The 10388-nt window shown below is 69.2% G+C and carries 12 protein-coding genes; 10 read left to right on the top strand and 2 right to left on the bottom strand.

Features of this window, described 5'->3' with window-relative positions; all coding sequences use genetic code 11:
• The 5 genes from GKO32_RS38180 to GKO32_RS27210 form a co-directional block, all read left to right on the top strand.
• Window positions 1-554: aromatic-ring hydroxylase C-terminal domain-containing protein (locus GKO32_RS38180; RefSeq protein WP_446680220.1), on the top strand; the 554-nt coding region annotated here is incomplete at its 5' end.
• Entirely contained in the window at window positions 551-1396 is an 846-nt protein-coding gene (locus GKO32_RS27225) for a fumarylacetoacetate hydrolase family protein (RefSeq protein WP_154759756.1), read from the top strand. The genes GKO32_RS38180 and GKO32_RS27225, both read left to right, overlap by 4 nt.
• Before the next feature lie 25 nt (window positions 1397-1421).
• Window positions 1422-2339: a VOC family protein gene (locus GKO32_RS27220; RefSeq protein WP_154759768.1), complete on the top strand. Its 918-nt coding sequence runs from the start codon at window positions 1422-1424 to the stop codon at window positions 2337-2339.
• 32 nt (window positions 2340-2371) lie between these two features.
• Window positions 2372-3319, top strand: coding sequence for an alpha/beta fold hydrolase (locus tag GKO32_RS27215; protein WP_154759755.1), 948 nt, complete (start codon window positions 2372-2374; stop codon window positions 3317-3319).
• Between the two features lie 34 nt (window positions 3320-3353).
• Entirely contained in the window at window positions 3354-3494 is a 141-nt protein-coding gene (locus GKO32_RS27210) for a hypothetical protein (protein WP_154759754.1), read from the top strand.
• A 9-nt stretch (window positions 3495-3503) separates the two neighbouring features.
• Here GKO32_RS27210 and GKO32_RS27205 read toward each other — a convergent pair whose 3' ends face one another.
• Window positions 3504-4436, bottom strand: a complete 933-nt coding sequence (locus tag GKO32_RS27205; RefSeq protein ID WP_154759753.1) for an NADP-dependent oxidoreductase — start codon at window positions 4434-4436, stop codon at window positions 3504-3506.
• A 136-nt stretch (window positions 4437-4572) separates the two neighbouring features.
• Between GKO32_RS27205 and GKO32_RS27200 the strand changes: the two genes are divergently transcribed.
• Together GKO32_RS27200 and GKO32_RS27195 are read left to right on the top strand one after the other, a co-directional pair.
• Window positions 4573-5082 (top strand): MarR family winged helix-turn-helix transcriptional regulator, encoded by a 510-nt coding sequence (locus GKO32_RS27200; protein ID WP_154759752.1) that lies wholly within the window; start codon window positions 4573-4575, stop codon window positions 5080-5082.
• A 155-nt stretch (window positions 5083-5237) separates the two neighbouring features.
• Complete coding sequence (locus tag GKO32_RS27195) at window positions 5238-6134, top strand: alpha/beta fold hydrolase (RefSeq protein ID WP_154759751.1); 897 nt, start codon at window positions 5238-5240, stop codon at window positions 6132-6134.
• Here GKO32_RS27195 and GKO32_RS27190 read toward each other — a convergent pair.
• Window positions 6128-6547 (bottom strand): pyridoxamine 5'-phosphate oxidase family protein, encoded by a 420-nt coding sequence (locus GKO32_RS27190; RefSeq protein WP_154759750.1) that lies wholly within the window; start codon window positions 6545-6547, stop codon window positions 6128-6130. The genes GKO32_RS27195 and GKO32_RS27190 overlap by 7 nt on opposite strands.
• Window positions 6548-6662: 115 nt before the next feature.
• Here GKO32_RS27190 and GKO32_RS27185 point away from each other — a divergent pair, with 115 nt between their 5' ends.
• The 3 genes from GKO32_RS27185 (at window position 6663) to GKO32_RS27175 (ending at window position 10388) form a co-directional block, all read left to right on the top strand.
• A complete protein-coding gene (locus GKO32_RS27185; RefSeq protein ID WP_312868603.1) occupies window positions 6663-7607 on the top strand; it encodes an AraC family transcriptional regulator in 945 nt (314 codons plus the stop codon).
• A 16-nt stretch (window positions 7608-7623) separates the two neighbouring features.
• Window positions 7624-9219, top strand: coding sequence for a GMC family oxidoreductase (locus tag GKO32_RS27180; RefSeq protein WP_154759748.1), 1596 nt, complete (start codon window positions 7624-7626; stop codon window positions 9217-9219).
• A gap of 107 nt (window positions 9220-9326) precedes the next feature.
• Window positions 9327-10388 carry an NAD-dependent epimerase/dehydratase family protein gene (locus GKO32_RS27175; protein WP_154759747.1) on the top strand — a complete coding sequence of 354 codons (1062 nt, stop codon included), beginning with the start codon at window positions 9327-9329 and terminating at the stop codon, window positions 10386-10388.

Here is a 10388-nt window from a genome sequence, read left to right as displayed (position 1 = left end):
GGCCGGGGCTGCTCGCGTCCTACGAGGCCGAACGCCGGGGTGTCGCCGAGCAGACGCTGGCCTCCGCGGTGCGCAACCTCCAAGCGACGGGACCCGCACTGGCGCCGATCGCCGAGGCCATCCAGGCGAGCAAGACTGAGGAGTTCCATTCGCTGGGGCTCGTCCTCGGCTACTCCTATGCCGGATCCCCGGTGGTCGCGAACGGCGAGGAGCCACCGGCACTCGACGTGTCGAGTTACGTGCCCTCGACACATCCGGGAAGCCGGCTTCCGCACGCCTGGACCGCGCCCGGCCGAACGCTGTACGACGACCTCGGCCGTGGACTGACGGTGCTCCACCCGCGAGCTGCCGACCCTGACGCGGTTGCGGGATTTGCGGTGGCACAAGGAATACCGCTGACGATCCTGCCGGCCCCCGCCGGCTGGCCGCAGGAATGGGCCGGGGACTTTCTCGTCGTCCGGCCCGATCAGCACATCGCCTGGCGTGGTCCAGACCTCACGACCGTCGACCTGCCTCTGTTGTGCGGGGGCGCACCATCGAAAGGAGCCTCATGAGGTTGGCGACGCGGGCGGGGCGGGCAGTGCTCGTCTCCTCCGACGGCACCACAACGCTCGACGTCGCCAAGGTCGGCGACGGCGCATTCGGCCCCGACGCGCGAGGGCTCTACGAACGCTGGGACGAGTTCCTCGGCTGGGCGACTGTGGCGGGAGACCGCGAGGGTGACGCGTTGTCGTTCGAGGAGCTGGGGCCGCCCTCGCCCGATCCACGGCAGGTGTTCGCGATCGGGCTCAACTACCGCGACCACGCCGAGGAATCCGGACTGGAGCCACCCGTCTCACCCGCGACGTTCACCAAGTTCGTCGGAAGTTTCGCGGGCCCGGTCGGCGAGCTGGTCCTGCCCGCGGAGACCGTCGACTGGGAGGCCGAGCTGGTGGTCGTGGTGGGCCGCCGGGCCGACAAGGTCGCCGCCGCCGAAGCGTGGTCGTACGTCGCCGGGCTGACCGTCGGGCAGGACTACTCCGAACGCGCCCTCCAGCTCACCGGCTCGCCCGCCCAGTTCTCCCTCGGGAAGTCGTTTCCCGGCTTCGCACCGCAGGGTCCGTGGCTGGTCACCCCCGACGAGCTCCCGGACCCCGACAGGCTGCGCATCACCTGCACGGTCAACGGCGAGACCGTCCAGGACAGCAGCACGGGGAACCTCATCTTCTCCGTGCCGGAGCTGATCGCACGGCTGTCCGCGGTGCTCCCGCTGCTGCCGGGGGACGTCGTCTTCGCCGGCACCCCGGCCGGGATCGGCGGGACGCGCACACCACCGCGATTCCTGCGTCCGGGAGATGTCGTGGAGACCACTGTCGAGGGGATCGGCCGGCTGCGGCAGCGCTGCGTCGGCTTTTGAGTAGGAAGGACACCCGTCCGTGCCCATGCACCGACTGACCGGGATCACCCTCGGGGTGCCCGACGTCGCCTCGGCGGCGGCGTACTACACCGACTTCGGCCTCATCCCGGTGGGGCGGACCCAGCGGTTCGCCACGACGGACGGCGGCGAGCAACTGGCTATCCGGCACGCCGCGCGCCGGCGCCTGCTCGACCTCGGCATCGGGGTCGATGACCCGGACGATCTCGACCGCGCGGCGGCCGGCCTGCGACGACTCGGTGTCGCGGTCGAGCGTTCCGGCACTTCGGTCGCGGCGACCGATCCCGGCACCGAGGTGCGGGTTCGCGTCGAACTTGCGCCCCGCATAGCGCCGGAACCCGCCACCGGTCCGGTGTACAACCAGCCGGGCGACGCGGCGCGCCTCAACGAGCGAGCCGACGCCATCCACCGGAACGAGCGCGTCCGGCCACGCAAGCTCGGTCACGTCGTGCTGGGCTCCACCGACCAGGAGGCCTCGCAACGCTTTTTCACCGACGGACTCGGGCTCAAGATCAGCGACACCGTCCCGGGGGCCGCAGCATTCCTGCGGTGCTCCACCGATCACCACAACGTCCTGGTCCAGCGTTCGCCGGTGAGCTTCCTGCACCACACGTCGTGGCAGGTCGACGACGTCGACGAGGTCGGGCGCGGAGCGACGGCGATGCTGGAGGCCGATCCGTCGCGCCACGTATGGGGCCTCGGCCGGCACGCCATCGGCTCGAACTTCTTCTGGTACCTCAAGGATCCCGCGGGGAACTTCTCCGAGTACTACGCCGATCTCGACTGCATCGTCGACGACGCATTGTGGACGCCGGGAGTCTGGGAAGATGCTCGCTCGCTTTACCAGTGGGGCCCACCGCCGCCCCCATCGTTCCTGGCCCCCGACGACCTCGCGGCGCTGATGACCGGAGCCCATTCCGCATGAGCTATCGCCCTGCCCCGTAAAGGAGAGAAGAAATGCCAGGTAGTCCCGCGCAGCGTGACGTTTTCGTCCCGCACGCATATCCCGAGAAGCAGGTCGACCTCGGCGAGGTGACCATGAACTACGCCGAGGCCGGATCGGCGGACAAGCCGGCCCTGCTGCTGGTCCCGGAGCAAACCGGGTCGTGGTGGGGTTACGAGGAAGCGATGGGCCTGCTGTCCCAGGATTTCCACGTGTTCGCCGTGGACCTGCGTGGTCAGGGCCGCAGCACCTGGACGCCCAAGCGGTACAGCCTCGACACCTTCGGCAACGACCTGGTCCGTTTCATCGCGTTGGTCATCAAGCGCCCGGTCATCGTCGCGGGCAACTCCTCGGGCGGAGTCCTCGCCACCTGGCTGTCGGCCTACGCCATGCCCGGCCAGATCCGGGGCGCCGTCGCCGAGGACGCGCCGCTGTTCTCCTCCGAACTGAACCCGGCCGTCGGGCACTCGATCCGGCAGGGCGCTGGGCCGCTGTTCGAGCTGTATACCACCCACCTCGGCGACCAGTGGCGTGTCAACGACTGGGCCGGCTATGTCGAAGCCGCGAAGAAGTCCCCGTCCCAGATGATGCAGGTCGTCATCAAGCAGCTTTTCGGGAATCCGGACGAGCCGCCGCAGCACCTGAAGGAGTACGACCCCGAGTGGGCCCGGGCGTTCTACGAAGGGACCGTCAGCGTCAGCTGCCCGCATGACCGGATGCTGCGGCAGGTCAAGACACCCGTGCTGGTGACCCACCACTTGCATGCCATCGAGCCGGAAACGGGAGAGCTGCTCGGAGCCTTGTCCGACGAGCAGGCCCAGCACGCGATCAAGCTGATGGAATCGGCGGGGGTGAAGGTCGAATACCACTCGGCGCCGGACGCGCTGCACATGATGCACCAGTTCGACCCGCCGCGATACGCGAAGCTCGTCACGGAGTGGGCCGCCACGCTGCCCGCATAAGCCAGGCGGTGAGCTCACCCGGAGGCGGTCGGCGGTGACCCGGCGTGCCGAGCATGTCCCGCCGCCGGTCGGCGATGTGCCCACCCGCCGCACGGTGCTGGAAGCCCTTATCGCGCAAGGCGATGCCGCCCAGCTGTGCTGTTCCTGCACGGCGGCGGGACATGTCTGCTCCTGAGCCGCAGGCTCAGGGGATGAGGACCGTTTTGCCGGTCAGCCGGCCCGCGGCGGCCTCGTCGTGCACGGCGGCAAGGTCGGTCAGCGGCCGCCGGTTTGCCACCTCGATCCGCAGCTCACCGGCGTCGATGCGGGCGACCAGTCCGGCGAGCTGGGCGGCGTCGCTGCGCACGAAGACCCGCACCGTCCGCACCCCGCGCCCGGCCTGTTCGGGGCCGGGAGTGGTGGCGCTGACGAACGCCCCGCCGTCGGTGACCAGTTCCACCAGCCGCCCGGTCTCTTCCGGACTGGTCGACGCCAGGTTGAGCACGACGTCGAACCGCTCGCCCGCCACCGCGTCCAGAACCGCCGTGGTGGTGTAGTCGACGATCCGGTCGGCGCCGTACGAACGCAGCCGGTCGCTGCTGCGAGCGCTCCCGGTCGCGGTGACCGTGGCGCCCGCCTGCTTGGCCAGCTGAACGGCATACCCACCGACCGCACCGCCGCCGCCGTTGATCAGGATCGTCTGCCCGGCCGTCAGCTTGCCGTGTTCGAACAGCGATTGCCAGGCCGTCAGTCCCGTCGCCGGTAGCGCCGCGGCGTCGGCCAGTTCACCGATCTTCGGCGCGGCGGCCAGTGTCTCGGCCGGCACGGCGACGTATTCGGCGGCGGCTCCCGGCGCGGTCATCGGCAGGAACGCCACGACCGCGTCCCCGGCCGTCCACCCGTCGACCCCCGGGCCGACCTCGTCGATGACGCCGGAGACGTCGAAGTTCGGCACATGCGGGAAGGTCAGCGGGAACACCTCCCGTAGATAGCCGGCGCGGATCGCCACGTCGACGGGGTTGAACGCGGTGCCGGCGACCCGCACCACCACCTGTCCCGGCCCGGCCACCGGCCGGTCGGTGTCCTCGTAGGTCAGGACGTCGCTGTCGCCGTAGGAGTGGTACCGCATGGCCTTCATGATCTTCCCTCCGTCATTCGCTTCGAACTCGAAGCAGCTGACGCCACCCTAGACCGCTTCGAGTTCGAAGCAACAGTCCGCATCGGCGTGGGTGTCGTCACAGTGCTGCGAATTCGCAGCAGGTACGTTGAGGGGTATGACCACCAGCGGTGCCCGGCCACTCGATCCCGGGCAGCTCGAGACCTACTTCGCCCTCATGGAAGCGGTCAGCCTGCTCCAGCACCACGTCGAGCAACAGCTCCGCGCCGAAGGCGGTATCAGCTACGTACAGTTCCAGCTCCTGGCTCGCCTCGCGGACTCGGACCGGCCGCTGACCATGACGCAACTGGCTGACGGCGTCGTCTACAGCCGCAGCGGCCTGACCTACCAGGCCGGCCTGCTGGAAAAGGCGGGCCTGATCACCCGGAGCACCTTCCCTGACGACGAGCGCGCGACGGTCGTGACCCTCACGGAGAAGGGCGCCGCCCTCTTCGAGCGAGTCCTTCCCGGTCACATCGAGGTGTCCCGGCGGCTGCTCTTCGAGCCGCTGTCGGCCACCGACGTGCGTCACCTCGGCGAGGTCATGACCCGCGTTCGTGATCACATGCGGGCTCGGCCGCCCCGCTCCGCCGCGCCCCGCAAACGCCGCCCCGGTACCGCCCGCTGACGCCCGCCGCACCTCAAAAGTGTATTCAGTATCAGGGCGCCATTAGCAAAGCGGGTTCACCGTACGCGGGTTGACAGCAAAACTACATACAGTTTACCGTGTGGCTCGCCGGGTCGTCACAGGCACCGCTCGAACGAAAGGTGAAGGCCGTCAGCATGGGCGAGCATCCGATCGAACATCACACGACCACGGTCCGCGATCACCGGGTGCACTACATGACAGCCGGCGAGGGCGAGCCGGTCGTTCTCCTGCACGGCTGGCCGCAGACCGCGGCCGCATGGACCGAGACCATCGCGGATCTCGCGTCCAGCTACACCGTGATCGCACCGGATCTGCGGGGCCTGGGTTTCACCGCGAAGGCCGAAAGTGGTTACGACACCGACAACATCGCCGCCGATGTCCACGCGCTGGTAACGCACTTGGGGTATGACCAGATCTCCCTGGTCGGTCACGACTGGGGTGGGGCGGCGGCGTATGCCTATGCCGCGCGGTACCGGGATCAGGTGAAGCGGCTCGCGATCTTCGAGATGGTCCTGCCGGGCTTCGGCCTCATGGAGGAGGCCATGGTCCCCAAGGCGGGCGGGAACTTCTTGTGGCACATGGGATTCCAGTCCGTGCCGGTGATGCCGGAGGTGCTGATATCGGGGCGCGAGGCGGACTATCTGAACAACCTTTTCCAGTCCTACGCGTACAACCCCGACGCCGTCCGCCCGGAACGCATGGACCAGTACGTCAGGTCCATGCGACATCCGGGTGCGCTCCATGCGAGCCTCGGCTTTTACCGGGACTATTTCGTTTCCGCGGAACAGAACCGCGAGCACGCGAAGGTCAAACTCGAGATGCCGGTTCTCGCGATGGGCGGAGAGGCGTGTCTCGGTGAGTTGCCCAAGGCGTGCCTGGAAATGGCGGCGGTCAACGTCGAAGGTGGCGCCATCGCGCGATGCGGGCACTGGGTCGGCGAGGAGCAACCCGGCTACCTGATCGCCCGCCTCCGCGCTTTCCTGGCCGGCAAGTCGTGGACCGCTGACGACGAGCCGGCTGCCCTTCAGTAGGCGTAGCGACGCACGGTTTCCGGCTGGATGACGAACCGAACCTGTTCTGTGGCAAGGATTCCGGCGAGGTCGTCGGCCCGGGTGGGGTCGTCGAGGTTCCAGTAACGGGCGGCGAGGCGGGCGGCCAGGTCGTGTCCGCCGTCGGGTTCGACCGTGGCGTGGCCGGCGATCGACAGCCAGCGTTCGCGTTCACCGACCGGGGCGGCGACGACGATCGAGGCACGGGGATCACGAGGCAGGCGCCGCGCCTTGACCGAATCCGGAGCGGTGAACAGCTGGATCGTGCCCTCGGCGGTGACCTCGAACCACACCGGCCGGGGTTGGGGCGGCACCGGCCCGTCGGCGACGGACAGGAATCCGTGCAGCGGGCGCCGGAGGAACGCGAGATCTTCGGTGGTCAGCGAACTGCTCATCTCAGCCTTTCCGGGAGGGTGTGGTCGCGGGCTGATCATCAGTCAACCTGGCCGGCTCGGACAATCCCATAGGTGAAAAGCCGGATTGCCTGTGTATTCGTCTAACCTCGCCGGGGTGGACACGTTCAGCGATCTGCTCCGCGAGGTGCGAGCACACGGTTCGTTGTTCGGCAGCTCGACCCTGTCCCCGCCGTGGACGCTGCATTTCGTGGACGGCGCGCCGCTGACCCTGTGCACCGTCCTCACCGGGGGCGGCTGGATCGTGCCGGAGCACCGCCCGCCCGAGCAGCTTCGTGCCGGCGAGACGATCATCGTGCGCGGGCCCGCGACGTTCACCTTCGTCGACGAGGTCGGCAGCCGCGCCGAACCGATCGCGTTCGGCGAGCACTGCGCCGCGCCGGAGGAGGGCGGGGCCCGGCACCGGCGCGGCTGGCACGACCCCGGCGAGGACACCGGCCGCGATGCGACGACCCTGATCGTCGGCGCGTACCCGGTGCGCGGCGAGCTGAGCCGGCGGCTGCTGGACGCGCTACCCGTCGTGGTGCGCGCGGACGCCGGGGGCACGGCCGACCCGGTGCTGGACCACCTCGCCGCCGAGGTCGCCGTCGACACACCGGGCCAGCAGGTCGTGCTCGACCGGCTGCTGGACTGGCTGCTGGTCTGCACGCTGCGCGAATGGTTCGACCGCCCCGGCGGGGAACCCCCGGCCTGGTGGGCGGCCCAGCGTGACCCGGTGATCGGCGCCGCGCTGCGCCTGCTGCACGACGAACCGGCGGCACCGTGGACGGTCGCCGCGCTGGCCGGCCGCACCGGGGTGTCCCGCTCGACGCTCGCCAAACGGTTCGCCTGCCTGGTCGGCGAACCACCGCTGACCTACCTCACGCGCTGGCGGATGACGCTCGCGGCGGACTTGCTGCTCGAGCGGAAAGCCGCGACCATCGCGGACATCGCCCGCACCGTGGGCTACTCCGACCCGTTCGGGTTCAGCGCCGCGTTCAAACGGGTCCGCGGCATCAACCCCAGCGAGTTCCGGCGCACTGCTGAGCTTTCACCGAGGTAACCGAGGACGATGACTCATGACTACTTACGACTACATCATTGTCGGCGCCGGCGCGGCCGGGTGTGTGCTGGCCGACCGGCTGACGGAGGATCCGTCGGTGCGCGTGCTGGTGCTGGAGTTCGGCGGTCGTGCCGGCAATCCCTTGCTGTACATCCCGAAGGGCTTCTACTTCACGCTCCAGGGAGATCGTTACTGCTACCACTATCCGACGCAGCCCGTCGGTCCCGGCGGCCGGCCCGAGTCGTGGACGCGGGGCAAGGTGGGCGGCGGATCCACTTCGGTCAACGGGATGATGTACATCCGCGGGGCGCGGGCGGACTACGACGCGATCGTCGAGCGGGGGAATCCCGGCTGGGGCTGGCAGGACATGCTCCCGGTTTTCCGGACGATGGAAGACCATGATCTGGGGCCGTCGGCTTCGCGTGGCGCGGGCGGGCCGCTCGGTGTGTCCATTACCGCCCAGGATGATCTGGTGTGCGACGCGATTCTCGGTGCGGGCCGGAAAATGGGCCTTCGCCAGACGGCGGACTTCAATGAGGACGATGACGAGCGGATCGGTTTCACGCCGTCGACCATCAAGCACGGAATCCGGGTCAGTGCGGCAAGTGCGTTCCTACGGCGGGCGGCGAAACGGCCGAATCTGACGGTGCTGTACCGGACCCGGGTGGGGTACCTGCGCTTCGACGGGAACCGGGTTGCCGGTGTGCGTGCGAAAACCGGTCCGTCCTATCAGGACTACACGGCCGCACGCGAGGTCATCGTGTCCGCCGGGACGGTGGAAAGCACGTTGCTCCTCGAACGTTCCGGGATCGGCAGGCCGGAGACGCTGGCCGCGGCCGGGGTGACGGTGCGCGTCGAGAGTCCCAACCTCGGCGAGCGGGTCATCGAGCAACGCGGCGTGAGCATGCAGGTGAAGCTGAAGGGCAGGATCGGGTTGACCCACAAGCTGAACACCGTGCCGAAACAGGGTTTGCAGGGCGCCAGATACCTGCTGACCCGTCGCGGGCCGATCGCCACGGCGGGATACGACCTCGTCTGCGCCGGCAAATCCTCGGCCGCGCTCGACCGGCCGGATATCCAGGGCATCTGGCTGCCGATGGCGCTGGACACCCGTGCGGACAAGATGAAACTGGCGAAGTATTCCGGCGCGATGTTCGTCGGTTACCAGGTCCGCCCGACGACCCGCAGTCAGGTGCACATCAGCGGGTCCCTGCCGGAGAACGCTCCGGTGATCAGCCCGCGTTTCCTGGAGACACCGGAAGACCGCGCGGCGACGTCACGCATTCTGGACTGGGGAAGGGAAATGGTCGCGCAGAGCCCGCTGGCCGACCTCGTGGAGGCAGAGGACCGGCCGGGGCCGTCGGTCTCGACGCCGGACGAGGTGATCAACCATGCGATCGCCGGCCCGCTCGGTATTTATCATGCCATCGGTTCGTGCGCGATGGGCCCGAACGCGGAAGACGTCGTCGATCACCGGCTGCGGGTGCGCGGTGTGGACGGTCTGCGGGTCATTGACGCGTCGGTGTTCGCCGAGCAGCCGGCCGGCAACACCGCCGCCCCCACCATGGCACTGGCCTGGCGCGCCGGGGACCTGATCCGCGAGGAGCGGTAAGGACTCCATTGTGGACACTCCGGCCGTAGGAGACGAGATATTACGAGTCCCTGACCAACTCGCCCGCCGGCCTGTCCGCCAGTTCAGCCGCCCCTAGGGTGGGCCGCATGCGGGTGCTGATCACGGGTGGTGCTGGTTTCGTCGGGTCGCACGTCGCGGATGTGCTGGCCGCGCGAGGGCATGAGGTCCGGTTGCTGGATGTGTTGCTCGACAAGGCACACGGCGGAAACCTTGCGCCGCCGTGGGTGGCCGAGCACGACTTCGTCCGGGGAGACGTGCGTGACGAGGAGCTCGTGACGAAGCTGGTGCGGGACGCGGATGTGGTGTGCCATCAGGCGGCGGTGGTGGGCCACGGGCTCGACCCGTCCGACGGCCCCGCGTACACGGCGCACAACGACTACGGCACGGCCGTCCTGCTGGCGGCGATGTTCGCGGCGGGGCGCAAGCGGCTGGTGCTGGCCTCGTCGATGGTCGTTTACGGCGAAGGCGCCTACGCCTGTGACCGGCACGGCCCGGTGCGCCCGGGGCCCCGGACGCCGGAGGATCTCGAGCGAGGACGGTACGAGCCATCGTGCCCGGAGTGTGGCAGTCCGGTGGAATGGCGGCTGGTGACCGAGGACGCCCGGCTCGATCCGCGCAGCACCTATGCGGCGACGAAGGTCGCCCAGGAACATCTGGCGTCGGCGTGGGCGCGCCAGACCGGCGGGCAGGTGTGGGCTTTGCGCTACCACAACGTGTACGGCCCGCGGATGCCGCGCGACACGCCGTATGCGGGGGTCGCTTCGCTGTTCCGGTCGGCGTTGTCCCGTGGCGAGGCGCCGACGGTGCTGGAGGATGGCTTGCAGTGCCGGGATTTCGTGCATGTCCACGATGTGGCGCTGGCCAACGCGCTCGCGGTCGAGCGGGCCGGCGAGCGGGGTGCGCTGACACCGGTGAACGTGTGCTCGGGTGACCCGCACACGGTGGGGGAGCTGGCCGGTCAGCTGGCGCGGGCCTGCGCTGGTCCGGCGCCGCGGGTCGTCGGTGGCGCGCGGCCGGGGGATGTGCGGCATGTGGTGGCCGATCCACGGCGGGCCTTGACAGCACTGGGTTTCCGGGCCGAAGTGTCCTTTGTGGATGGTGTGTCGGCGTTCGCGCGGGACCCGCTGCGGGATCCCGTCGCGGGCTGA

Source organism: Amycolatopsis pithecellobii, from assembly GCF_009707865.1.
GTDB classification, from domain to species: Bacteria; Actinomycetota; Actinomycetes; order Mycobacteriales; family Pseudonocardiaceae; genus Amycolatopsis_E; species Amycolatopsis_E pithecellobii.
This window is presented reverse-complemented; position numbering and strand designations above follow the sequence as displayed.